General features: G+C 43.7%; 24 protein-coding genes. 12 read left to right on the plus strand and 12 right to left on the minus strand.

Annotation, left to right across the window (positions count from 1 at the left end; translation table 11 throughout):
- Window positions 1-32: 32 nt before the first annotated feature.
- The 8 genes from AB6735_RS21010 (at window position 33) to AB6735_RS21045 (ending at window position 8,743) form a co-directional block, all read left to right on the plus strand.
- Window positions 33-992 carry an AAA family ATPase gene (locus AB6735_RS21010; protein WP_370998116.1) on the plus strand — a complete coding sequence of 320 codons (960 nt, stop codon included), beginning with the start codon at window positions 33-35 and terminating at the stop codon, window positions 990-992.
- A 134-nt stretch (window positions 993-1,126) separates the two neighbouring features.
- Complete coding sequence (locus AB6735_RS21015) at window positions 1,127-2,008, plus strand: DUF58 domain-containing protein (protein WP_370998025.1); 882 nt, start codon at window positions 1,127-1,129, stop codon at window positions 2,006-2,008.
- The gene (locus tag AB6735_RS21020) at window positions 2,005-2,985 is read left to right on the plus strand and encodes a BatD family protein (protein WP_370998026.1); all 981 of its coding nucleotides are present in this window, start codon (window positions 2,005-2,007) and stop codon (window positions 2,983-2,985) included. The genes AB6735_RS21015 and AB6735_RS21020 overlap by 4 nt, the downstream gene beginning before the upstream one ends.
- On the plus strand, window positions 2,982-3,983 hold the full coding sequence (locus AB6735_RS21025) for a VWA domain-containing protein (protein ID WP_370998027.1): 1,002 nt from the start codon (window positions 2,982-2,984) through the stop codon (window positions 3,981-3,983). Before AB6735_RS21020 ends, AB6735_RS21025 begins: the two co-directional genes overlap by 4 nt.
- 76 nt (window positions 3,984-4,059) lie before the next feature.
- Window positions 4,060-5,100, plus strand: coding sequence for a VWA domain-containing protein (locus tag AB6735_RS21030; protein ID WP_370998028.1), 1,041 nt, complete (start codon window positions 4,060-4,062; stop codon window positions 5,098-5,100).
- The gene (locus AB6735_RS21035; protein WP_370998029.1) at window positions 5,097-5,858 is read left to right on the plus strand and encodes a tetratricopeptide repeat protein; all 762 of its coding nucleotides are present in this window, start codon (window positions 5,097-5,099) and stop codon (window positions 5,856-5,858) included. Before AB6735_RS21030 ends, AB6735_RS21035 begins: the two co-directional genes overlap by 4 nt.
- A gap of 205 nt (window positions 5,859-6,063) precedes the next feature.
- The gene (locus AB6735_RS21040) at window positions 6,064-7,887 is read left to right on the plus strand and encodes a BatD family protein (protein WP_370998030.1); all 1,824 of its coding nucleotides are present in this window, start codon (window positions 6,064-6,066) and stop codon (window positions 7,885-7,887) included.
- A gap of 106 nt (window positions 7,888-7,993) precedes the next feature.
- Window positions 7,994-8,743: an SH3 domain-containing protein gene (locus AB6735_RS21045; protein ID WP_370998031.1), complete on the plus strand. Its 750-nt coding sequence runs from the start codon at window positions 7,994-7,996 to the stop codon at window positions 8,741-8,743.
- Window positions 8,744-8,893: 150 nt separating this feature from the next.
- Here AB6735_RS21045 and AB6735_RS21050 read toward each other — a convergent pair whose 3' ends face one another.
- Window positions 8,894-9,784 carry a PfkB family carbohydrate kinase gene (locus AB6735_RS21050; RefSeq protein WP_370998032.1) on the minus strand — a complete coding sequence of 297 codons (891 nt, stop codon included), beginning with the start codon at window positions 9,782-9,784 and terminating at the stop codon, window positions 8,894-8,896.
- A 321-nt stretch (window positions 9,785-10,105) separates the two neighbouring features.
- Here AB6735_RS21050 and AB6735_RS21055 point away from each other — a divergent pair, with 321 nt between their 5' ends.
- Window positions 10,106-10,507: an EthD family reductase gene (locus tag AB6735_RS21055; protein ID WP_370998033.1), complete on the plus strand. Its 402-nt coding sequence runs from the start codon at window positions 10,106-10,108 to the stop codon at window positions 10,505-10,507.
- Window positions 10,508-10,636: 129 nt separating this feature from the next.
- Here AB6735_RS21055 and AB6735_RS21060 read toward each other — a convergent pair whose 3' ends face one another.
- The 3 genes from AB6735_RS21060 to AB6735_RS21070 all read right to left on the minus strand — a co-directional run bounded on the left by AB6735_RS21060 (window position 10,637) and on the right by AB6735_RS21070 (window position 14,131).
- Window positions 10,637-11,374 carry a heavy-metal-associated domain-containing protein gene (locus AB6735_RS21060; RefSeq protein ID WP_370998034.1) on the minus strand — a complete coding sequence of 246 codons (738 nt, stop codon included), beginning with the start codon at window positions 11,372-11,374 and terminating at the stop codon, window positions 10,637-10,639.
- 105 nt (window positions 11,375-11,479) lie between these two features.
- Window positions 11,480-12,040 carry a helix-turn-helix domain-containing protein gene (locus AB6735_RS21065; protein ID WP_370998035.1) on the minus strand — a complete coding sequence of 187 codons (561 nt, stop codon included), beginning with the start codon at window positions 12,038-12,040 and terminating at the stop codon, window positions 11,480-11,482.
- A 150-nt stretch (window positions 12,041-12,190) separates the two neighbouring features.
- Window positions 12,191-14,131, minus strand: a complete 1,941-nt coding sequence (locus AB6735_RS21070) for a von Willebrand factor type A domain-containing protein (protein ID WP_370998036.1) — start codon at window positions 14,129-14,131, stop codon at window positions 12,191-12,193.
- A gap of 160 nt (window positions 14,132-14,291) precedes the next feature.
- Here AB6735_RS21070 and AB6735_RS21075 point away from each other — a divergent pair, with 160 nt between their 5' ends.
- Together AB6735_RS21075 and AB6735_RS21080 are read left to right on the plus strand one after the other, a co-directional pair.
- The gene (locus AB6735_RS21075) at window positions 14,292-14,864 is read left to right on the plus strand and encodes an RNA polymerase sigma factor (protein ID WP_370998037.1); all 573 of its coding nucleotides are present in this window, start codon (window positions 14,292-14,294) and stop codon (window positions 14,862-14,864) included.
- Window positions 14,854-16,278 (plus strand): carboxypeptidase-like regulatory domain-containing protein, encoded by a 1,425-nt coding sequence (locus AB6735_RS21080; protein ID WP_370998038.1) that lies wholly within the window; start codon window positions 14,854-14,856, stop codon window positions 16,276-16,278. The genes AB6735_RS21075 and AB6735_RS21080 overlap by 11 nt, the downstream gene beginning before the upstream one ends.
- Before the next feature lie 129 nt (window positions 16,279-16,407).
- Here AB6735_RS21080 and AB6735_RS21085 read toward each other — a convergent pair whose 3' ends face one another.
- The 8 genes from AB6735_RS21085 to AB6735_RS21120 all read right to left on the minus strand — a co-directional run bounded on the left by AB6735_RS21085 (window position 16,408) and on the right by AB6735_RS21120 (window position 23,638).
- On the minus strand, window positions 16,408-17,142 hold the full coding sequence (locus AB6735_RS21085) for a DUF4197 domain-containing protein (protein WP_370998039.1): 735 nt from the start codon (window positions 17,140-17,142) through the stop codon (window positions 16,408-16,410).
- A 35-nt stretch (window positions 17,143-17,177) separates the two neighbouring features.
- Window positions 17,178-18,188 (minus strand): anion permease, encoded by a 1,011-nt coding sequence (locus AB6735_RS21090; RefSeq protein ID WP_370998040.1) that lies wholly within the window; start codon window positions 18,186-18,188, stop codon window positions 17,178-17,180.
- Between the two features lie 20 nt (window positions 18,189-18,208).
- The gene (locus AB6735_RS21095; RefSeq protein WP_370998041.1) at window positions 18,209-18,859 is read right to left on the minus strand and encodes a DUF47 domain-containing protein; all 651 of its coding nucleotides are present in this window, start codon (window positions 18,857-18,859) and stop codon (window positions 18,209-18,211) included.
- Between the two features lie 47 nt (window positions 18,860-18,906).
- A complete protein-coding gene (locus tag AB6735_RS21100) occupies window positions 18,907-19,971 on the minus strand; it encodes a sensor histidine kinase (protein ID WP_370998042.1) in 1,065 nt (354 codons plus the stop codon).
- A gap of 9 nt (window positions 19,972-19,980) precedes the next feature.
- Entirely contained in the window at window positions 19,981-20,679 is a 699-nt protein-coding gene (locus AB6735_RS21105) for a methyltransferase domain-containing protein (RefSeq protein WP_370998043.1), read from the minus strand.
- A gap of 84 nt (window positions 20,680-20,763) precedes the next feature.
- Window positions 20,764-21,888, minus strand: a complete 1,125-nt coding sequence (locus AB6735_RS21110) for an NAD(P)/FAD-dependent oxidoreductase (RefSeq protein WP_370998044.1) — start codon at window positions 21,886-21,888, stop codon at window positions 20,764-20,766.
- A gap of 3 nt (window positions 21,889-21,891) precedes the next feature.
- Window positions 21,892-23,001: a type III polyketide synthase gene (locus AB6735_RS21115; RefSeq protein ID WP_370998045.1), complete on the minus strand. Its 1,110-nt coding sequence runs from the start codon at window positions 22,999-23,001 to the stop codon at window positions 21,892-21,894.
- Window positions 23,002-23,098: 97 nt separating this feature from the next.
- Window positions 23,099-23,638 carry a YceI family protein gene (locus AB6735_RS21120; protein WP_370998046.1) on the minus strand — a complete coding sequence of 180 codons (540 nt, stop codon included), beginning with the start codon at window positions 23,636-23,638 and terminating at the stop codon, window positions 23,099-23,101.
- Between the two features lie 153 nt (window positions 23,639-23,791).
- Between AB6735_RS21120 and AB6735_RS21125 the strand changes: the two genes are divergently transcribed.
- Window positions 23,792-24,676: a UbiA family prenyltransferase gene (locus AB6735_RS21125; protein WP_370998047.1), complete on the plus strand. Its 885-nt coding sequence runs from the start codon at window positions 23,792-23,794 to the stop codon at window positions 24,674-24,676.
- Window positions 24,677-24,845 lie beyond the last annotated feature (169 nt).

Raw genomic sequence — 24,845 nt, forward strand, 5'->3', positions numbered from 1 at the left:
ATTCAACCGATATCAGGGCGCTGAATGAAATGATACAAAGAGAAAGCGCTTTTATCGACCTCCTGAAACTGGAGATGGATAAAGTGATCATCGGGCAAAAATATATGGTGGAGCGATTACTGATCGGTTTGCTTGCCGATGGGCACATCCTTTTGGAAGGTGTTCCGGGACTGGCAAAAACGCTGGCCATCAATACGCTGGCCAAAGCCATACAGGCCGATTACAGCCGGATCCAGTTTACCCCCGATCTTTTACCCGCCGATTTGCTGGGTACGATGATATACAACCAGAAAAAAGAAGAGTTCATTGTGCGTAAAGGTCCGCTGTTCTCCAACTTTATCCTGGCCGACGAGATCAACCGTGCGCCTGCCAAAGTGCAAAGCGCGCTGCTGGAAGCGATGCAGGAACGCCAGGTAACTATTGGCGACAATACCTTCCCATTGCCAAACCCTTTCCTGGTACTGGCTACCCAGAACCCGATTGAGCAGGAAGGTACCTATCCGCTGCCCGAAGCACAGGTTGACCGTTTTATGCTGAAGGTGGTGATCAACTATCCGGATAAGGAAGAAGAGAAACGCATCATCCGAGCCAATATATTGCCAGGCGGCATGCCAAAGCCATCGCCCATCATCAAACCGGAGGAAATTGTGCGCGCCCGAAAAATTGTAAGGGAAGTATATATGGACGAGAAGATAGAGCAATACATTATTGACATTGTTTTTGCTACCCGTTTCCCCGAGCAGGCCAAGCTTGCGCACTATAAAAACCTGATCACTTTTGGAGCGTCGCCAAGGGCCAGCATCAACCTGGCGCTGGCTGCAAAAGCCTACGCGTTCATCAAACGCAGGGGCTATGTGATCCCCGAGGATGTGCGCGCTATTTGTCATGATGTACTGCGTCACCGTATCGGTCTAAGCTATGAGGCCGAGGCAGAGAACATCACCAGTGAAAATATTATTACAGGGATATTGAACGTGGTAGAAGTACCTTAAGAAAAGAATCAAGAGATAAGAGTCAAGAATCAGGAGATAAGAATCAAAAAACAAGAATGTATTACGACAAGAATTTAAATTTTTGTCTTGATTCTTGACTCTTACCTCTTGATTCCATCCTCTCCCCAAACACTATGGCTAAGGATACCAAAGAACTGCTGAAAAAAGTAAGGAAGATCGAGATCAAGACCCGCGGGTTGAGCAATCACCTGTTTTCGGGCGAGTATCATTCGGCTTTTAAGGGCCGTGGTATGGCTTTTAGCGAGGTGCGCGAATACCAATTGGGCGATGAGATCCGCACGATCGACTGGAACGTGACCGCCCGTTTTAACCACCCTTATGTAAAGGTTTTTGATGAGGAGCGCGAGCTTACCTTTATGCTGCTGGTTGATGTAAGCGGCTCCGAGAACTTTGGAACGCAAAATCAGCAAAAGCAGGATATAGCCACCGAGCTTTGCGCGGTACTGGCATTTTCGGCCATACAAAATAATGATAAGGTGGGTGTGCTGTTTTTTAGCGATAAGATCGAAAAGTTTATTCCGCCAAAAAAAGGCCGCAGCCATATCCTGATGATCATCCGTGAGCTGATCGATTTTAAGCCCGAAAGCAAGGGAACCAACGTTGCCGAGGCTTTAAAATTCTTTACCCGGGCCATCAAGAAAAAGTGTACGGCCTTTATTATTTCCGATTTTATAAGTCCGGCTTTTGAGGATGAGTTAAAGATCGCCAATAAAAAGCATGACCTGATTGCCCTGCGCCTTTATGATAAGCACGAAGAAGAGTTCCCGAACCTGGGCCTCATCCCGATGAAGGATGAAGAAACCGGTGAACTGCTTTGGGTGAATACTTCTGACGAGGCGGTACGCACTGCCTTTAAAGCCGAAGGGCTAAGAAGGAACGGTCAGCTAAGGGAAACCTTTAGCCGCTCGGGTGTTGATTTTACCAGCATTGGTACTCATGAATCATACGTGAAACCATTAATGACATTATTTAAAAAGCGGGAAGGCAAAAGATGATAAAGTGCTTTATTAAACACCTGCTACTGTTAACCATACTGCTTACCGGATTTGTTTACGAAAGCAGTGCGCAAACCGCGGAGGTTGGAGCCACGCTCGATCGTAAAGCTATTAAAATAGGTGAGCAAACACAGCTGCACCTTACTGCCCGCATGCACATAAAGGATAAGGACAAGGTTGAATTCCCGGTACTGGCAGACAGCATAGCCAATAGAATTTTGATCGTAGGCAGTAAAACTGATACCATAGTTGATAAGAATGATGCAAGTATCGAAACTATTGGGCATCATTACCTCATAACCGCGTTTGATAGCGGGGAATATGTGATCCCGGCATACGCCTTCCATACCGAGGGTGCTGAGATTAAAACCGCGCCATTGAAACTGATAGTAGCCACCGTTGCAGTGGATACTACCAAAGCCGCTTATGACATCAAACAGCCGCTGGTTGTCCAGTATACTTTTTTAGACTGGCTGATGGATCATCTAACCCTGGTGATCAGCATAGAAGCAGCCATCATAATCGGAGGGCTAATTTTTCTGATCTATTACCTGAGGAAAAAGAATAAAAAAGAAGTGGTTGTTGAGGAGCTCAAGCCCGTTGTGCCTGTTCATGTGATAGCGCTGCAAAAACTAACCGAACTGCGCAACAGAAAGCTATGGCAGCAGGAGCAAACAAAGCAATATCATACCGAACTTACTGACATTATGCGTGATTATCTGGAAAGCCGTTATATGATCAAAGCACATGAGCAAACCTCTGATGAGATCTTTGCCAATCTGCGGTATATGGATATAACTGAAGAGAACCGCAACGCGCTGCGCCAGGTACTGATACTGGCCGATTTGGTGAAATTTGCGAAAGAAAAACCATTGCCACAGGATAATGAACAAAGCATGGATAATGCCGTTGCCTTTGTGAACAGAACGCAGCAAGCCATTCAATTACCCATTGAAAAGCAAGAGGATAACAAATGAGCTGGTTTAAAGGAATAGAATTTGCCCATCCGGGATTTTTCTGGTTGTTTTTAATCATACCCTTAATGGTGGCCTGGTACGTTTGGAAACAGCGCCAGCTGCAGGGTACGCTGGGTGTGCCTACTTTGAAGAGCTTTACTTTCAAAAAAAGCTATACAGCCCGTTTCAGGCATGTGGGTATTGCGATACGGTCGCTGGCTATAGCTGCCTTAATTGTGGCTCTTGCCAGGCCGCAGTCGTCATTAAGTTGGCAAAATAGCAGTACTGAGGGTATCGATATCATGATAGCATCCGATATTTCGGGCAGTATGCTGGCCGAGGATTTTAAACCTAATCGCCTGGAAGCCGGCAAAAATATCGCTATTGATTTTATCAAGAACCGCCCCGACGATCGTATCGGCCTGGTGATCTTCAGCGGTGAAAGCTTTACACAGTGTCCGCTCACGATTGACCATGATGTATTGATCAATGTATTCTCTGATATCAAGAACGGGATGATCGAGGACGGAACCGCTATAGGCATGGGCCTGGCTACAGCCGTGAACCGTTTAAGAACCAGCACCGCCAAAAGCAAGGTGATCATTTTGCTTACCGATGGTTCAAACAATTCAGGCTCCATTCCTCCTATTACCGCCGCCGAGATAGCCAAACAGTTTGGGGTTAGGGTTTATACCGTAGGTTTAGGTACCAATGGTTATGCACCTTATCCGGTGCCTACACCAATGGGGATACAATATCAGCGAATGAAGGTTGATATCGACGAAGGCACGCTATCAAAAATAGCCAATATAACCGGTGGCAAATATTTCAGGGCAACCAATAACGAAACACTGAGACAGATATACACACAGATTGATAAGCTGGAAAAAGCCAAGATCGATGTAACCCAGTACCGCCGGAAAACAGAAATGTTTTTGCCCTGGGCTATCATCGCGCTGGCCTTATTGTCGCTTGAGTTTTTATTAAAAAATACCCTGTTTAAGGGAGCGTTAACTTAGGGAGTGGTGAGTAGTAAGTGGTGAGTGCGCTTGAAAACTTAGGGTTTAGAATTTAGAGTTTAGAATTTACAAGAAGATGCTACGTTTTGCACATACAGATATTTTATGGGGGTTGCTGGTTATTCCGGTATTTATCCTGCTGTTTATTCTGGTAAGCCGCTGGAAAAGGAAAGCCATTGCCTCATTGGGCGATAAAACCGTGGTGCGCCTCATGATGCCGCAGGTTTCATTCTCCAGGCCATGGCTCAAGTTCATCTTTTTTATAGTAGCCTATGCCTTTGTGATCATCGGCATGGCCGATCCGCAGCTGGGTTCAAAAACGGAGGAGGTAAAACGCAAAGGCGCCGATTTGATGATACTGCTCGACGTATCCAACAGTATGCTGGCGCGTGACCTGGCGCCAAACCGTCTGGAAAACGCCAAACGAGCTATCTCACAGCTGATTGACAGGATGCATGATGACCGTATCGGTTTGATTGTTTTTGCAGGCCAGGCCTATGTACAATTACCCATGACCACTGATTATTCTGCAGCCAAGCTGTTTTTAAATACCGTGAGTACAGGAATGGTACCCACACAAGGCACGGCTATAGGCGCTGCTATTGAGTTGGGCGTAAAATCGTTCGATTTTAAGAATGGAACTGGTAAAGCCATGATCCTGATAACCGATGCCGAAAACCATGAGGATAACGCCATGGAGGCCGCGTCATCAGCAAAAGGCAAGGGAGTGATGGTGAATGTTATAGGCGTGGGTTCGGCAGAGGGCGCTCCTATCCCGCTTTATCCGGATGAGGCTAACAGCACCTTTCGTGTCGATGAAACCGGTAATAAAATCATCACCAAGCTGAATGAACAAATGGGTAAGGATATAGCCGCCGCGGGCGGTGGTATCTACGTAAGGGCCAACAATTCCAACAGCGGCTTAAATATTGTAATGGATCAGGTAGCTAAGGTTCAGCGCAAACAATATGATAGCAAATCGTTTAAAGATTTTGAAGATCGCTTTCAGTTTTTCCTGGCTATAGCGTTGGGCTTATTGGTGGCGGAATTTTTTATATCTAACCGTAAAAATATGCGGTTAAGCGCGTTAAAATTATTTGAAGTAAAAAAGTCATGAAGCAATATATCATCGTAGTTATATTAGTGCTGCAGGCTTCTGTCCTTTTTGCCCAGCAGGAAAAAAAGTATATCAGGCAGGGTAATCAACTGTATCAGCAGCAAAACTATAAGGATGCCGAAAACAACTACCGGGTATCTATTGGCAAACAGGGTAAAACTGTAGCCGGTAACTTTAACCTGGGCGATGCCTTGTATAAACAAAAGAAATATGCCGATGCCGGGCAACAGTTTGGCAAGATAGCGGCATCAAGCAAGAACAAAGAGGTATTGGCCAAAGCCTACCATAACCTGGGTAACTCCATGCTGGAGTCAAACAAACTGGAAGAAAGTGTAACAGCGTATAAAAAATCATTGCTCAACAATCCGGAGGATGAGGAAACCCGCTACAACCTGGCCTATGCGCTGGAAAAGCTGAAGCAAAAACAAAATAAGGATAAGAATAATAAGAACAAAGACAAGAATAAAGATAAAAACAAGGATAATAAAGACAATAAGGACAAGGATAAGAAGGATCAGGACAAAAAGAACGACGATAAGAACAAGGACAACAAAGACAATAAGGATAATAAAGACGGGCAGGATAAAAACGATCCGAATAAAAACAACGCTGGTCAGAAACCCGATCCAAATAACGTGTCCAAAGAGGATGCCGAACGTATGCTGGAAGCCCTGAATAACGACGAAAAGCAAACGCAGGATAAGCTGAAAAATAAAAAGCAAAAAGGTGCTAAAATGCACATAGAAAAAGAATGGTAAGGTTAAGTCTTAAGTTTGTAGTCTTGAGTTCGGAGTCTGCGCTGTTCGAAGTCTTTGACTTCGGACGACTATGTTCGTAGTCTTCAGACTACAGATTTTGATTATGTAGTTGCAAACTACAGGCATAATGGTCCGAAGTCGGAGACTTCGGACAGCACGTAACCCGAACCTCGATCCTCGCCACCCGAACCAGATAAATGAAAGAATGAAAAGGAAATACTTCATATTGTTACTACTACTGCTGAGTACAAGCGTGCTTTTTGCTGCCGATATTCATTTTACGGCTTCGGCAAGTAAAACAGAAGTGGGTACAACAGAGCAGTTCGAAGTAACTTTTACCATCAATAATAATGGCGACCGTTTTACACCCCCTTCCTTTACCGGTTTCCTGGTAGTGTCAGGCCCAAACACGTCAACCAGCATGGAAGTTATCAATGGTAATGCTTCTTCGAGCATAGCTATTAGTTATGTGCTGGTTGCTGTAAAAGAAGGTACTTACACCATTGGGCCGGCAACCATTTTTTCGGGCGGACGGCAGCTGAATACTAAACCGCTGAAAATAAAAGTAGTAAAAGGCGCCACTGCCCCGCAGAATAATGCTGTAGCAGCAGCACAGTCACAAAGTGCTCCCGATAGCCGGGTTACTATGAAAAGACCTGGTACTGATATTAATAAATCACTGTTCATCAGGGCCGATGTGGACAAAAGTAATGTGTATCTGGGCGAGCAGATCACTTTAACCTACAAATTATATACCCGGGTAGCTATTGTAGGCAGCGAACCGGATAAACTCCCCGATCTGAATGGCTTTTTCAGCCAGGAAATCAAAAATCCAAATCAGAACCCGAATTGGCATGTGGAAACTTACAAGGGCGTAAAATACAACGTGGCCGATATGAAAAAGAACATCCTGTTCCCCGAGCATACCGGTAATATCAACATCGATCCCATATCCATGCTTTTTGTGATACGGGAGGCCGCTAAAGCAAGCGACGACGATATGTTCGGACAGTTTTTTGGTACCTATAACGATGTTAAATACAAGATTAAAAGCGCGCCGACCATTATTCACGTAAAACCACTACCACCGGGAAAACCAGATGGCTTTGGTGGCGCGGTAGGTAAATTCTCTATCAGTACTTCCTTAGATAAAAAAGAGATCAAGGCTAATGAGCCGATCAACTATAGCATTAAAATTTCGGGAACCGGGAACCTGAAACTGTTAAAACCTTTAAGCCCCGTTTTTCCGGCCGATTTTGAAAAGTACGACCCCAAAACCGAGGATACCATTGCCGAAAAAGAAAGCGGCGAAACAGGTACCCGTATCTATAACTATCTGCTGATACCACGGCACGAAGGTAATTTTGCTATCGACCCGGTTAAGTTTTCGTATTTTGATCCGGCTACCGGCAAATATGTATCGCTGCCTACCGAGGGCTTCAAAATAAAGGTGAACAAGGGGACACTGGAAAATAATGTAACCGCTTTTTCAGGTGCCGATAAGCAGGATATAAAACTGCTGAATAAGGATATCCGCTATATTAAAACCAGTGGCGATATCACCAAAAATGGCGAAGGTTTTTACGACTCAACCCTATATTATAGTTTACTGGCTTTTGGTCCGCTTTTGTTTTTGGGCGCGTTGATATACGGCAAATGGTACGAGAAGAATAACAGCGATATTGTGGAGGTAAAAAAGAGGAAAGCGGGTAAAATAGCAGCCAAACACCTGGCCAGCGCTCAGGCGCAGTTACAAGCCAATAACTCCAAAGCTTTTTACGAAAATGTATTCAGGGGCTTGTATGGTTATTTAAGCGACAAGTTGAACATCGCCGCGGCCTATCTTAACCGCGAAAAAATAGCTTCGGAGCTAAAAGCACGTTCGCTGGATGAAGGGCTGATCAACGAGCTGCTGAATACGCTTGACCTGTGCGATATGGCACGCTATGCACCGGTATCGGGTATATCAGAGCAGCAGATGTTTGACAAAGCAAAAAACATGATCAATGATATCGAAGATAAATTGTAAAATGAGGATGTGCAGATGTGCGGATGTGCAAATGTGCAGATGTGCGAATTTTAGATGTACAGATGTGTCTGGCAACACGAAACCGGCAACACGCACTCTATTACGCATGATGTATTTGTTATTGCTCATCATATCGCCGCTGTTAGCATTTAGCGATGATGCTACCATGGCGTTATTTAAAAAAGGAAATACAGAATATGCCAAAGCCCAATATCCGGCGGCCATAGCCTCCTACCAGAAACTGGTTGATGGCGGTTACCGCTCGGTAGCGGTTTACTTTAATTTGGGTAATGCCTATTACAAAAACAACGATATCCCATCGGCATTGCTGTATTACGAAAAGGCGCACAAGCTTTCGCCAGGCGATGAGGATATCCGTATCAATATCCAGCTTGCCAACTTAAAAACAACCGACAAACTGGAAGCGGCACCAGAGTTTTTTATCACCAAATGGTGGCATGGTTTTATCCTGGCCTGCTCGCTGGGCACATTGGCAGTGCTAAGCGTGCTGCTGATATTAGCGGGCTCGCTGCTGCTGATCCTGTATCGCTTCACCCTATCGGTAACCATTAAAAAAGCATCTTTTTACTCGGCTTTAGCGCTGGTATTTTTAGGCCTGGTTTGCATTTTTGTGGCCGGTAGGCAAGCCGATTATTTTGACAGTCATCACGAGGCCATTGTTTTCAGCGGTTCGGTTACCATCAAAAGTGAGCCCACATTAAAGTCGAAAGATTTGTTTGTACTACACGATGGCACCAAGGTAGATATCCTGGAGCATAACAATGATTGGGTAAAGATCAGGCTCTCCAACGGCAACGAAGGATGGATAAGTGCTACGGATGTAAGGGAAATATAAGGTGGTGGTTGTTTTAGCATATAGTTCATGGCTCATGAATTATAACGAAGAGTTATATCAGAAGAGTTGTTTATAGATTTTAACCTTGATTGCAGCAGCTTCTATGAACCATGATCCATGAACTATGATCTATGAATCACCGCCCATTAACTATAAACAGCAAACGTTTTTCTCGCCTACTTCCAGTAAATTCAGCACATCTTCTTTAGTGCCAGTGAACGGCCCTGATGATTCTATTTTAAAGCTGGCCATAGCTGCTGCAAACTCGCCTGCTTCCTGGAACGAAGCGCCTTTGATACGCTGGTATAAATATCCGGCCATATAAGTATCGCCGCAACCCGTAGCATCAACAACAGCTGTGGGGATATAGGCAGGCACATTGTAAAAAAGACTATCGGCATAAATTACGGAGCCCATGCTGCCCAGGGTGATCACTACTTCTTTCACGCCCCAATCGGCCAGTACTAATGCACCTTTTTTGATATCTGTTAGTCCGGTCAAAGCTTCCAGTTCGTGCTCGTTAACCTTTAAAATATCAATGTATTGCAGCGCTTCTTTTTTGGCGGGCCAGTCAACGGGGATCACGTTCTTATCTTCCACCTTGCGTAAGTAACCTTGCGCATCCAACGATACCCTGCCACGGCCGCTTAGTTCTTTGATAAGGCTAACCGGGATATCATCGGCCAAAAGCGGACCTAAGTGAAAGATCTGGGCATCAATGCCCTGCAATTGTTCTACGGTAAAAGGATCAGCTTTCTGGAGCACACGCTGGGTGCGGTGGTCCTGGTTGCCGGAGTAAATATTTTCGAAATATACGGTATGGGCGCAGGTAGATGCATGTACTTCGATGCCTTTGGCGCGTAAAGCTTCAACGGTTGGCATTTCGTTTTCGGCAAGAGAGGTTACCAAAGTATAGCTCACATCCATATTACGGATGGCGCTCGAAAAGTAAAAAGATGTGCCACCGGCCATGTGTTTAACCGCCTGTGGTGTCACCACCTTATCCAAAGTAATATGCCCTATGCAACAAATATCGTACATGAAATTCCCCTTTTATTAACCAAGGCCCCTGGTATTTTATATCCGGAGCAAACCGCAAAGTTAGGGAATAAGATGGTTTTTAAATGTATAATGCTGGTTACATGCAAAAAAATGACATATAGTGGGTAATTTTGGAATGGACCTTTAGCTGTTTAACTGGCGTATAAACCTCAACCGGGCATGGGTGTAATGTTTCCGGACGCCAGCACGTAATATGTGAAAGTCAACATTTTGCGGATCGGTTATTTTCGTTACCATCGAAAGATAGGCTGATTCCGGCTTTTTTCAATACCTTTAAATTTAACCTTAAAAGCCTATAAAATGAAAGCAAAAGCTATTTTAATGCTCCTGTTTTTGGGAATGTCTGTAAGTTGCCTGCAAGCTCAAACTACTGATGCTCCCAAAGTAAAAAAAGGCATGATCAAAGTAACCGTCCTTTACCCCAATGGTGAAGGGAAAACTTTTGACATGGACTACTACACCAAGAACCACATGCCGCTGATGGCGAAATTCTTTAATCTCAAAATTTACGCTATTGATAAAGGATTGGCAGGTGGAGCGCCTAATGTGTCTGTTCCGTTCCTGGCAATTGGTTATTTGTATTTCGACAAGCTTTCTGATTACGAGACTGCCCTTGCAAAACACGTGGACGAAATTAGAGCTGATTTCCCGAAGTACACCAATATCACACCGCTTATCCAGATCAGCGAAGTGGTACAATAGCGCCTGGATATCCTCAAAATATTGCTTATATTTGTATATATAAATAGCCCGGTTTCCGCTCAAAAAGGAAAATCGGGCTGTTTTGTTAAAATAAGCTTTAAAAAGTTTTTTAGATAGCCAATGGGTTTCTTAAAGGATGATCGCCAAAGTAACTGCGCTCATCACAATCATCAGGGCATCCTCCACAATGGTAACGGTACTCATGGGCAGGTTAAAAACTGCTCCCAGGCAGGCACACTGAATTTTGCGTTTATTGAGTACACTTTGCAACACACCTATCAGGCTTACAGTCATCACCACAAAGGTGACTGCATTTACCGCAAAAGGCTGTACATCCAGTGCGAAGGCTAAACCAAGTCCCAGTTCAATAAAAGCATATATATAACCCCATGCCCTAAAGCGTTTGGCTACAATATCATACATGGAGTAACTATCGGCAAAGCCTTGCAAATTAAGCAGTTTAAAAAAGGAAAAGGTGAGGAAAAAGCCGCTCATAAATACGCGCATGGCGGTCATGGTCATAAACCCGTGCTCCATATACCCGGCTATAATGGCTATGGTTAAAATATAGCCGAAAATGAGCAGGATAGGTTTGTAGGTGGCCAGCCAGGTACGGTTTTCGGTATCCTCCATGTCCATGCTCATGGCAGGGGTATGCTGCGCTTCGCTAAGCTGGTATTTAGGATAGTCTTTCAGCGCATCCTGTAAGGTGCTTGTAGGGATATGTTGCGCCATGCTAATGTCGGCAGTGCCTTCGGCAAGAGAGATATCTACGTTTTGTACACCTTTTACCTGCGAAAGTAGGGTTTCAACTTTATGCTGACAACCGCTGCAGGTCATGCCGGTTATTTGATAAGTATGTGTCATGATTTATGTTATTAAATTGATGACACAAATTTACCCACAGCTCAATCCGTAAGCTTTACAGAATTATGGATGGTTATTATAAGATTTTTACCGCAAAAGGGTTTGCTATACAGCGTCGATACTTTTGCGGTCATGCTTCTGCAGTCTCTTGAATTGTGATGGCGTCATGCCGGTTACCTGTTTAAACTGGGCCGAAAGATGAGCTACACTGCTGTAACCTAACTGGTAAGAGATCTCAGACAGGCTCAGTTCATTGTAGATCAACAGTTCTTTAACTTTTTCAATTTTTTGGGCGATATAATATTTTTCGATGGTGGTACCTTCTACAGATGAAAACAGATTGCTCAGGTAACTGTAATCATGATTTAGATGGTCGGCTAACAGCACCGAAAGTTTCAATGGGTTGGCCGTATCGGTATAATGCACTAATTTGATGATCTCAGTTTTTATTTGCTCAATCAGGCGGCTTTTCTGGTTATCTATCAGCTCAAAACCAAGAGATGTCAGTGATTTTTCCAGCGCTTGAAGTTGTTGTGCTTCCGGACTTTTTTTCAGCGCTACTTCACCGAGTTCCACGCTCAAAGGTTCCAGCCCGGCTTTTTCCAATTCGGTTTGTACCGCCATTTTGCAGCGGTTGCATACCATATTTTTGATGTACAGTTTCACAGATTTCAGATGTGCAAATATGTAGATGTGCAAATATGCAGATTTCAGATGTTCAAATAAGCGGATTTAAAATTTGCAGGCGAATTATGACCCCAAATCCATTATTACCACATCTGAAATTTGCACATCTGAAATCTGCACATCTAAAATCTATTCCTCAGCTGCCAAAACCTTGTTATTGGGGTTCAGTAGCCTGGCGCTTTCAACCAGTTTAATGAACTCGGCACGATAACCTTCACTGTCGTCACCCTTGGCGGCACGGGCCATTTTGATAGCCTGGTCGTAGGAAGAATGTTGTTTGAATTGCGAATCGCGCAGCAGCATGCCAAACTCAGCTACAGCCGCCGCGAACCTAAAATCGGTTGATGTAGAATTTAAGGCTACGGGTTTGTCATACACTTCCACATGGCTCATTTTACTTACCAATGAGGCAGGTTGTTTATACCGGAATTTGATGGTCAGCATTTCATCTGATGAACTGGTATAAGGCACGGGCTTTGGTTTTTGATATTTAAGCGGATCAACGCTGCCCGAGTAATCGTCTTTAACACCGGCAGGCACTACCTCATAAAAAGCCGTTACGGTATGGCCAGATCCCATATCGCCGGCATCCTTTTTATCATTGTTAAAGTCCTCTTTGTTGAGGGCGCGGTTTTCATAGCCTAATAAACGGTAAGCTTGAACTTTGCCGGGGTTAAATTCTACCTGTAATTTTACATCCTTGGCAATAGTGAAGAGGGTGCCGCCAAACTCGCTGATGAGGGTTTTGCGGGCCTCGGTAATATTATCAATGTAGGCATAGTTACCATTGCCTTTATCGGCCAGGGTTTCCATTTTACTGTCTTTATAATTGCCCATGCCAAAGCCTAAAACGGAAAGGGATATCCCGCTTTCACGTTCTTTCTCAATCAGTTTTTCCATGTCGTCGTCGCTGGATGCACCTACATTGAAATCGCCGTCGGTAGCCAGCATTACCCGGTTATTTCCGCCTTTCATAAAGTTCTCCATAGCGATTTTATAGGCCAGTTTAATACCCGCACCGCCGGCTGTTGAACCACCTGCCTGCAGGTTATCAATGGCGTTGTTAATGGTAGTCTTTTTATCGCCTGATGTTGCCGGTAAAACCACACCAGCGGCACCAGCATATACAACAATAGCCACCCTGTCCTGCGGGCGCAATTGGTTAACCAGCATTTTTAAGGACGATTGTACCAGCGGTAATTTGTTAGGCTCATACATCGACCCCGATACATCTATCAAAAATACCAGGTTTGATGCCGGCAATTTATCGTTAGCGATAGTTTTTGCTTTCAGACCGATGCGCAGCAACCGGTGATTACTATTCCAGGGAGCGGCAGAAAGTTCGGTATGTATGGCAACGGGTTCGTTATTGGTTGGGCCGGCCAGGTTGTAATGAAAATAATTGATCATCTCCTCTATCCGCACCGCATCGGCAGGGGGCAGCTGACCATTGTTGATAAAACGCCTTACATTGCTGTAGGATGCCGCGTCCACATCAACAGAAAAAGTGGATAATGGCTCACTTTCAACGGTTTTAAAACCATTTTCGTTAATGCCTTTATAGCTTTCGTTATCAGCAACAGGAGAGGGTATCATTTTTATTTCCCTCATCTGAATAGACTTGTTGTAATGCCTTACGTTTTTGCTGACTGCCACCCCGGCTACCGGTGCGGAATACATTTTATCGGCAACAGCTGAATTGACAGTAGCAACTGCGTTAGTTAAATTGCTTTTGTATTGCGTGGGGTAACCTACTACCTCCACTTCATTAAGTAACTGGTTAGATGCTTTCAGATGAACATTCAACGTATTGCTCTTGCCGATTTTGATGGTTTGTGATTCAAAGCCTATAAAACTGAACGTGAGATTGCTTTTACCTGCAGGTATGTCAATAGTATAATGGCCTTTGATATCAGTTTGTGTACCTCGATTGGTGCCTGTAATGGTTACCTGTACACCCGGCAACACCTTGTTATTATCGTCATAAACCGTTCCGCTGATATGACGATTGGAGGCAGGCGTAAACCCGGTTAGGCCCGCGAATATTAAAATGAATAGTAACTGTTTCATTTGATAATTATTGATTTAGTGAATTACTGATTTTTATACCTGCAGTCCTCATCTGCCTATTTGCACATCTGAATCTGCACATTGCTTTCATTTTAATAAGGATGTTACAGCAGCTTAATTTCCATAAACGATATAAAAAATTTATTTTGGCAGTGTTTTAATGACCAATTTTATCAAACCAAATAAACTAAGCTCATCAACTGACGCAGAATTGTTAGCTATTTACCGTGATAACGGTGATATTGCTGTTTTAGGACAGCTTTATGAGCGGTATATGCCTTTGGTTTATGGCGTCTGTTTAAAATACCTGAAGGATGAAGATTTGGCTAAAGATGCCGTGATGGGCATATTTGAAGAATTGGTTATTAAAGTAAAACAGCATGATATAGCTATATTCAGAAGCTGGCTGTATGTATTGGGGCGCAATTATTGCTTGATGCAATTAAGGGCGGGCAAAAAATTAGAAGTGGTTGCTTTGGACGAGGTTATGGAATTTACTCCTCTTTTGCATCCTGATGATAATAACCGCGAAGAAGCTTATAAAGCTTTGGAGCGTTGTATTGATAAACTGACCGGCGCGCAGCAGCAAAGCATTGATCTGTTTTACTTAAAAGAGAAGTGTTACAAAGAGGTGGCTGATATAACCGGATTTAGTTTAAATGAGGTGAAAAGTTATATACAAAATGGCAAACGAAATTTAAAAATTTGCCTGGAAAAGAGCAGTGAGCAATAAAAAAGCCGACATATCGCAGATCAGGAAGTACCTCAACGGAGAGCTTAATGATACCGCTATGCACCAGCTGGAGCGGGAGGCCCTTGACGATCCGTTTTTGATGGACGCCCTGGAAGGCTACGAAGCTACCGCGAAAAATCAGCAGGCAAACCTGAACGAACTGGCTGGCCGCCTGAAGGAACGCACAGCCGAAAAAAGAGGCCGGGTTATTTCATGGAAGGTATGGTCAATAGCGGCATCGGTTTTAATAGTATTAACCATTGGTGGATTATGGCTTAAAAATTCAGAACCGATACACTACAAAGGAAGAGAAGCCGATTTAGTACCGCAAACCAAGATGGATAAGACACAAGCGGTAGCGCCTAAAGATACAGTGATACCACCTTCACCGTCTGCCAAACCCGCCGTCCCATTGGTAGCACAAAACATAAAACCTAACGCTGTGGTAAAAGAGGCTAATAAGTCTGTTGATAAACCCAGTGACAATGCCGTCTATCAGCAGGAGATATCCTCGGCTGATAAGCAAGCTGTTACCAGTTCGGTAGCTTCCCCAGATGATTTGACTAAAAAGGTACCGCCATCGACCTCTAATTATGGCTATAATGTGTATAAGCAATCTGCTTCACCGGTTTTACGTGAAGTTAAAGCAGGTACTAATAAAACCGATAATACCCAACAGCTAAGCGAGGCTGTGGTGATGAATTATACTTCGCAAAGTAAAAAGGACAGCCTGGATAACGCTATAGCCTTGAGGAGATCAAAAGCCGTCAAAGCGTCCATATTACCCGGGAAGGTTGATGGCCTAACCGTGATCCCCGCAGATCCTAAATCACAGGCCGAAGCCAGCCGGATAACAGGTATCATTCTTTCAAAGGGCGATGGATCACCGGTTATTGGGGCTGCTATACGCATTAAGGGTACTAATAAATCAACAGTAACGGATGTTAATGGTAAATTTGCCTTGTCGGCTGCTCCGGCATCTAATGAAACCCTGGATATCGCATCCATAGGCTTTGAACGTAAACAAGTAAGCGCGAAAGTAGGCGATAGTTTAAGAGTTGAGCTTAAGGATGCTACCAATTCGCTTAACGAGGTTGTGGTAGTAGGTTATGACGGTAAAAAAGATGCCGACGGAGAACCCATTGCCGAAAGCGCTCATCCACAAAATAATTGGAGCAGCTTTAAAAAATACTTGCAAGCCAATGCAACTTTACCAGATGGTAGTACAGGCAATGTAAATGTAAGTTTTACCGTAGGTACTGATGGATCGCTAAGTGATTTTAAGATCAAAAAAAGCCTGAATAGTATCGCTGATCAAAAAGCAATCGACCTGATTAAAAATGGCCCCTCGTGGATCGGGAATAATAACCACAAGCCCGAAACAGTTACCGTAAAGGTGAAATTTCAGAAGTAGTTAGTTTTGGTTCATAGGTCATTGATCATAGTTCATGGTCAAGGTTCGTGCTTTGATATGAACTAAACACTCCGCATAAAACTATGAACCATGATCTATGAACCATAGGCCTGATCAAAGAAAAGGCTTTTACTTCTTATTCTTATCAGCAAAAGAAAATACTTTCTGTAATAGCGGTGTAGTGCGGGCACCTAAATTCTGGCGAATGTTCAATTCTTCTTTAGCTATCTCTACAAATAAACCCGAGATGGCTTTTTGAGTAGCATAATCGCTGATATCAGGGTTCAGTTTTTTTACGAAAGGAACTTTATTATAGGCTTTTGCAGCATCGGTATAATACTTGGTTGCGTTGGCCTTGTTGAGGCTGGTTTGTATAACCGGCTTAAATTTAGCAGTGAGCTGAGGGGTAGTAGCGTGTTCAAAATATTGTGTAGCAGCATCCTGGTTACCCATTAAAATATTGGTTACATCCTGCAGTGTCATGTGCTTAATGGCATCCACAAAAATAGGTTTGGCTTGCTTCGCGGCATCTTCAGCAGCACGATTAAGCGATAGTATCACATTGTCGCAAAGTTTGCCCATACCCAGGTTGCGTAAAGTTTTCTCTGCTTTCTGAGCCTCCGGAGGGAAAAGTATTTTAACCGCGGCATTACCAAAAAAACCGTTAACTGCCGATAACTGATCCGAGCTTTTGCCGGTAGCTATTTCAAGCGCCTGCTTAAGGCCCTTGCCTATTTCTAAATTGGTTGGTGTAATTTGTGCAGGTAGTACCGCAGCCTGCGCGGTCTGATTAAGGGTGTTGCTGCCGGTAAATGCTGTAAATGCCAGCAAACCGGTAATTACTAAAAACTTTGTTTTCATCATGTTTAAATTTAGTAAAAAATGCAGGCAATAAAAATTTATCCTATCAGGTGTATCAGTGCAAATACACCACCGGCAATAAGGGCAGATATAGGTATAGTAATGATCCAGGCCCAAACCAGGTTAATAGTAACCCCCCAGCGTACCGCCGAAACGCGCTTGGTTAAACCAACACCTATGATAGAACCTGTGATAGTATGCGTAGTTGAAACCGGGATACCAAATCTTTCTGTGATAAACAGGGTAACCGCACCCGCGGTTTCCGCGCTTACACCCTCTAAAGGAGTTACCTTGGTAATTTTGGAACCCATGGTTTTTACAATCTTCCAACCACCAGACATGGTTCCGGCGGCAATAGCGGTATAACAAGCCAATGGGATCCACTCGGGCATTGGCGCACCGGATTTAATTACACCTGAAGTGATCAGGGTTACATATAATATACCCATTACCTTTTGCGCATCGTTACCGCCATGAGCAAAACTTAATGCGGCTGCCGATACCAGCTGCAGCCTCTTGAACCAGCGTTCAGCAGTTGCAGGCCTGGCTCTTTTACATATATGCAGTATCAGAATGGTAATAATATAAGCTATAACCAAACCGATGAACGGAGCTAAAACAATATAAGCTATTATAGTAAGCACATAATGCATTTCAACTGCGTTTAGCGGATTAACATGCATGTAAATGGCATTGGCCATACCGGCACCGGCAAAGCCGCCTATAAGCGTATGTGATGAGCTGGAAGGTATACCAAACCACCAGGTGATCAGGTTCCAGGATATAGCGGCAATTAAGCCGGAAAGTATCACATGAATGGTCACAAAATGCTCCAATACAATTTTTGAAACCGTATTGGCAACTTTATGATCTTTGATAAAAAAGTATGCTGCGAAATTAAATACCGCAGCCATCAGCACTGCCTGAAAAGGCGTTAATACTTTGGTAGATACTATAGTGGCGATGGAGTTTGCAGCGTCATGAAAACCATTGGTATAGTCAAACAGAAGGGCAAGAACGACAACAACAACAAGTAGGGAGGTAACCATTTAGTGATGATTAAGTATGCTTAAGCGTTTTTAACTAAAATTGATTCCATAACGTTTGCCGCGTCTTCGCACATATCGGTAGCGGTTTCAAGCGCGGCAAGTATTTCTTTATATTTGATCAAACGGATAGCATCTTTTTCATACAGAAACAGATCGGCCACGGCGCGGTCAAATACATAATCGGCCTGGTTTTCCACACTGTTTATCCTGATGCAGGAATCGGCTATGTTGCGTACATTCCTAAGGTCTTTTAATTCTTTTACGGCTTTTTCCAGATCGACGCTGGCCTGTAATATCAGGTCAGACAGCTTGCGGATATGTTCATTAAAGTCATCAATCTTGTACAGGCTCATGCGATTGGCTGCCCCATGAATATAATCGGCCACATCATCAATAGCGGTGGCCAGCGCATGTATATCTTCACGATCAAACGGGGTGATAAAGTTTTTACCCAATTCCAGGTATATCTGGTGGGTTAGCTCATCACCTTTATTCTCTAACTTATCTATCTGTTTATAAAGCTCTTCCTGGGTTGCAGGATTATTGGAGTTAACAGCCTCAACCAATACGGTAGCCATGGTAACTACATTGCTTGCCGCCTGCTCAAATAAGGGAAAAAATATTTTCTTGTCCTTGGGTACAAAGTATTGGAATATGCTGTTAAGTGACATAATGCTTTAAATTGGGGTAAAGGTACGTTTGCTATGTTAAGTTAATGTTAACTTTTCAACACGGGTATATTGGGTAAATGCAAAGCTTGCTTGGCAATTTGCAGCGTAAAGCCGAAGGTTGAACCCAAGCCTTCGGTGCTGCGCACATTGATGGTTTGCTGGTGTGCTTCAATAATATGTTTTACAATGGCCAGTCCCAAACCGGAGCCGCCAATCTGCCTTGAACGACTACTGTCTGTACGATAAAAACGCTCAAATAAGCGCGGCAGGAACTTTTCTTCTATACCAATACCATCGTCAGTAACTTCAACCAACACCTGATCATGCAGTACAAAAAGACTAACCGAAGTACTGCCTTCTTCCTTGCCATACTTAAAGGAGTTGTCGATGAGGTTAACCAGTACCTGGCGTATTTTCTCCCGGTCGGCATATACCAGAATACCTTCGTCGTATTTTTGTTTAAATATTAATTTAATATGGTATTGCTTGCCTTTGATCTCCAATGATTCAAAAACCTCTTTGATGAGATCATTGATCTTGAATTTGCTGTAATTGATGGGTATTTCGCCCGATTCCAGTTTAGAGATCTCGTCCAGATCTTTGATCAGATAACTCAAACGATCCACATTTTTAGAGGCTTTCTCTAAAAACTGACGGGCCATTTCACGGTCTTCAAAATCATCATCCTGCAGGGCCTCAATATAGCCTTGTATGGCAAAAAGCGGTGTTTTGAACTCGTGCGAGATGTTGGAAAGAAAATCGCGGCGGAATTTTTCCTGTTTGCGCAGTTCGTCTATCTCTATCTTTTTCTGTTTGGCCCATTCCTTTACTTCTGATTCTACATCGTTGATGGGATTGGCGCTTACATGTTCACCAAGAGCATCGCGCAGGTCGCGGCCCAATTTTAAATTGTGGATGAGTTTATAGATAAGCTTGATGCGTGAATAGATATATTTTTCGATGAGATAATAGAAAACCACATAGCTGGTAATGAGCGTAGCCAGAAAGGTTACCATAACATCGTACCACTTGTGCTGAAAATAAAAGTTAACGGCCGAAAGCGTAATTGCCACGCCCAGGGCGGTTATTAAAACCAGTACACGCAAATTCATATCGTAAAGTTACGATTTGTAGATGATTAAAGCCCAGCGGAATGGCCAATGCCATGTTAAATTATAGTTATCAATTCCTGCATTTTTTAATAAAGCAACCAATTCGGCTTTTTTGAATGCACGCTTTACAGATAGCGGACCATCATTACGGGCCATTTTGTTCCGGGTAAAAACATGGGTTATTGCTACAATGGCATAGTACAATAACCAATGCCTGTGCAGATCGGTAATAATGATGCCCCTGCGCGCGGATGCCTGCATGTTTTTGACAAGCGTTACCCATCGTTCGTCATCAAAATGGTGCGTGAACAGGCTGCTGATAACGATATCGCAGGGGCTTATATGCTTTGTACCGGTAATCACATCGGCCTGCAAATAGTTGATATTCGTAAAATTAGCTGACTCCTTGCGGGCAAAATTAATAGCGGCTGGTGCAACATCAATCCCGGTTAAATTGAGCTGCAAATTGTTTTTACCCGCCCATTTTGCAATGGCGATTAAAGTGTCGCCACCACCACAACCCCAATCGCTTATGGAGTAGCCGGTATGAATAGGGAAATTCTTTAAGGCCTTGATTAGACTTTTATGCCCACCCAGTAGGGCGTTTACTTTACCTAAACCTGCTAAAACAGGTTCGATCTGGCTGCTCGGCAGATCAAAATCATCCATTATTTCGGCATCGGAGGCGCGTATGGTTAAATCAGGCATAACAATAGACACTAATTTCACGAATTGGGGCGAATTTCACGAATGAGATCGAATAAAATATTAATTTGTGCCTATTCGTTTTCATTAGTGAAATTCGTGTCCGTGCGTTTGACTTATCAGGAACCGGGACAGCGGCGGCAGGCTATTCAGGATATTTAAAGTGAGCGCCGTAGTGTTGTTATTGCCAAACAAACGCTGTAACTGCCGGCCAACCCAAAGGCGGCGGGCAAATTCCTTGTTCCAACTGTGGGTATAATCAGCTTCTAAGGCTGCACGTTTATCGGCATTAAATTTTGCGGGCTGATAGTGGGCGATGATCTTTTCGGATAATATTTTGGCCGAATGGATGGCCATGGTCATGCCGTTGCCGCAAAGCGGGGCTATCATGCCGGCTGTATCGCCGCTCATGAGAATATGATCTTCAACAGGGGCCTTTTTCTCAAAAGATATTTCGTTGATCACTTCAGGCTTACCCAGCAGAAACTCGGCGTTACTAAAAATGTCATCCAGGTATGGGTTTTTGCGGATCACGTTTTGCTCCAGGACTTCAAGGGTGCCAAACTTACGAAGGTCATCCCGGTGAGCCATATAGCACATACAATAGCGGTCGCCATCGGTTTTACTTACACCGCAATACCCGTCTTTATAATTATTGAGCTGGATAAGATCATCCGGAAAATCCATCCGCACATGAAATTTGACGGCCAGGTACGGACTGCGTTTATAAAAGAAAGGACGTTTCAGTTTTTGATCAAGGTTGGATCGTTTGCCAAATGAACCTATCACCAACGGCGCGGTTAGGATGTTACCAGGTGTAACCACTTCAAAATGTTGATCGACAAAACGGATATCTTCAACCCGGGTACCAGGCATCACATTGACGCCCTCGGCCATGGCCTTATGATACAAAAGATTATCAAAAGTGTAACGACTTAATCCAAATCCGCCCAGATCGAGCTTTTGCGAAAGTTTGGTGCCCGATACCGCGGTTACCTCCAGTCGATTGATGCGGGCCACTTGTAGGGGTTCCAGGTCGATATCCAGTTTGCTCAAAAATGGGATCACTTCGTTGGAGATATATTCGCCGCATACCCGGTGCATGGGGTAAGTCTTTTTTTCGATAACCGTAACTTTAAGACCAGCCCGGTTCAATAAAATGGCATTGAATAAACCAGCCAACCCGCCACCTACTATGATTACATCACTCATGGGTTAATGCATTTCGAGTATCATACCCTCCACAGTTAAGCCGGGGCCAAAGGCAAAACTCATGATCTTTTGCTCCTTCAAATTTTGCGCGGCGAGCATTTTTTGCAACACAAATAATATAGTGGCCGATGACATGTTGCCGTATTCCTGCAAGGTTTGGTAAGCAAAGGCGTTGCTTTCTTCAGGAAGATCGAGCGCGGTTTCAACGGCTTCCAATATTTTGCGGCCGCCCGGATGTACGGCATAAGCGGTGATCTGATCTGCATTCATTTTTACTTTATGCAGAAAACGGTCCATCAGGGCGCCGATATGTTTTTTAATCTGCTTAGATACTTTGGAGGTCAGTATCATCTCGAAACCAGTATCGCCCACATGCCAGCCCATATCGTCCCGGGCCTCGGTTACAAATTCGGTATAAAAGTTCTTTAAAGAAAAACAGGTTCCTGTGCCCGAGCGATTAGTGGTATTCTCTACCAGGACAGCCGCCGCGCCATCGCTGAACAGCGAATTAGCCACCCAGTTATCAAGCGTATTAACTTTTTGAAAGTGGAGAGTACATAGCTCAATGCTCACGATCAATACCTTAGCTTCGGGGTTGGCCCGGCAAATATAATCCGATACTTTGAGCGCATTGATGGCGCCATAACACCCCATAAAATTGATACAGGTGCGTTCGGTATCACGGTTAAGCGGCAGTTTTTCAACCAGCTCAATATCAATACCAGGGGCATGCATGCCGGTACAGCTTACGGTGATCAGGTGGGTGATCTGCGGTAAAATGCCTTCATCAAAACCGGCAAGGCAATTCTGTACTGCCTTAACGGCAATGGCTATAGCTTCGTTCTCGTAAACTTTCAATCGCTCTTTGGTGCCGGGAAAAGGTTCCAGATCTGCCGATTGCTTAAAGAAGGTGTATTGTGATGGATCGCCCGCGCCAAAATCCGGAATCACAGAGTAGCGATAGTCAATACCGGAGTGGTCATAAATACTTTTTAACCGGGCCGCGTTAGTTGTATCCAAGCCAAAAGCATTCACCATAAAATGGTAAATATCATTTTGCGCTATTCGATTATCGGGATTAGCTATCCCAATGGCACTGATGCAACTATCCATCTATATAAATTCTAAACTCTAATTTCTAAATCCGAAACCCTAAAAATCCGAAATCGGATATCCCAATTCCGAAATCAACAGTTCCCCCTTTAGGGGGTTAGGAGGTCTTGATTTCCACGTTTACCGTAACCGTAGCCTCGTCTGCCAGTACCATGCTGTTGCCGCCTACGCCAAAATCCTTGCGGTTTACTTTAAAGCTGCCATTAAATACCGCGGTATTCCCCTTTTCTGTATAAGTAAAAGGTACCTCTATCAGTTTTGTTTTGTCTTTTATAGTTACGTTAAAACTGCCCGTATAGTTGTCTCCGCTTTTATGTTTAAATGATACCGACTTTAGCGTGATCTTTGGATAAGTAGCTACATCAAAATAATCAGCGCTTTTCAGGTGATTATCACGCATCTCGTTATCTGTATTAACCGTGGCGGTTTCTACTGAGGCAATAATGCTGCTGCCGGCAAGGTCTGCAGGTTTAAACTGCACATCGGCTTGCAAGCCGTTAAAGACGCCGGTACAAGTAATACCCATATTTTTAATTTTAAAAGCAATGGCCGATTTGGTGACCGTTGTTTTTATCTGTGCAAAGCTGTTAGTTACTAAAAAAGCTAAAATGGTGGCGAAATAAATTTTTTTCATCATGAATTACGAACGTACTTTCAAACATAACATTTTATAAGGCACCATTTTTTACATTCGTAATCACAAGGCAACCATGTTTACTATTATTACGTTAATGAGAGTGCGAAGGGTTGCCTCCCTTGTTTAATAATATTTATCATAATTGCCCAATAAATGAACCTGAAACAGTTAATACCTACCCGATCGGCATGGGCGCACCTGCGTTTTGTGTTTTCTGTTTTTTTGCTCCCGGTGTATCTGTTTGCCTTTAGCCAGGCAGATGCTGTTCATTTTTGGCCGGCAATTTTGGTTTTTTTTATCTGGCACTTACTGGCTTTCCCGGCAAGTAACGGTTATAATAGTTATTTTGACCGTGATGAAGAAAGTATTGCCCTGCTGGCTAAACCGCCTGAAGTGGATGTCAGCCTATATTATTTTTCGATATTACTCGAAGTTTTGGCCTTTTTGCTGGGCTTTCTGATCAGCTGGGAATTTGCCTTCGCGGTATTGCTTTACGGCATTATGTCGAAACTGTACAGCCACCCTGCCACACGATTAAAAAAGTATCCCATTATCAGTTTCTTAACGGTTTTCTTTTTCCAGGGGGCGTTTATTTATTATACTACTTATTCCGCTTTAAGTGGATTAAGCTTATTTGGGCATTGGGATATTGACTTTATCGTTGCCGGTGGAATATGCTCTTGTTTGATAGGTGCATCGTATCCGCTTACCCAGATCTATCAGCATGCCGAGGATAGCCGTCGCGGCGACCGAACACTGAGTTTGTTATTGGGTTATAAAGGTTCGTTTATTTTTTCGGGCGTATTATTTGCCCTGGGGATAGCTTTATCTTATTATTACTGGCACCTGGCAGGGCAGATGCTGAATTTTTACTTCTTTCTGCTTTGCGCCCTGCCTATATTTTTGTTTTTTAACTACTGGTTTTATAAGGTTGGCCAATCAACCGAGAACGCCGATTATAAAAATGCCATGCGCATGAATTTTTTAAGCTCGGCCTGTATGTTGCTTTATTTTGGAGCGTTGGCGATATGGGGATAATTGATTTGGACGTTTTTGGGTAGCTCCTACGGAGCAAAGGATTCTAATTTAGATTTCTACAAACAGGTAGCCTCTACGAGGCATTGCTCCCCTTTTTGTATAAACAATAAATTAAATAAGGTGCTACGGCTATAATATGCCTCGTAGAGGCTACCTGTTTGTAGAAAAG

Source organism: Mucilaginibacter sp. RCC_168 (assembly GCF_041355315.1).
Classification (GTDB): domain Bacteria; phylum Bacteroidota; class Bacteroidia; order Sphingobacteriales; family Sphingobacteriaceae; genus Mucilaginibacter.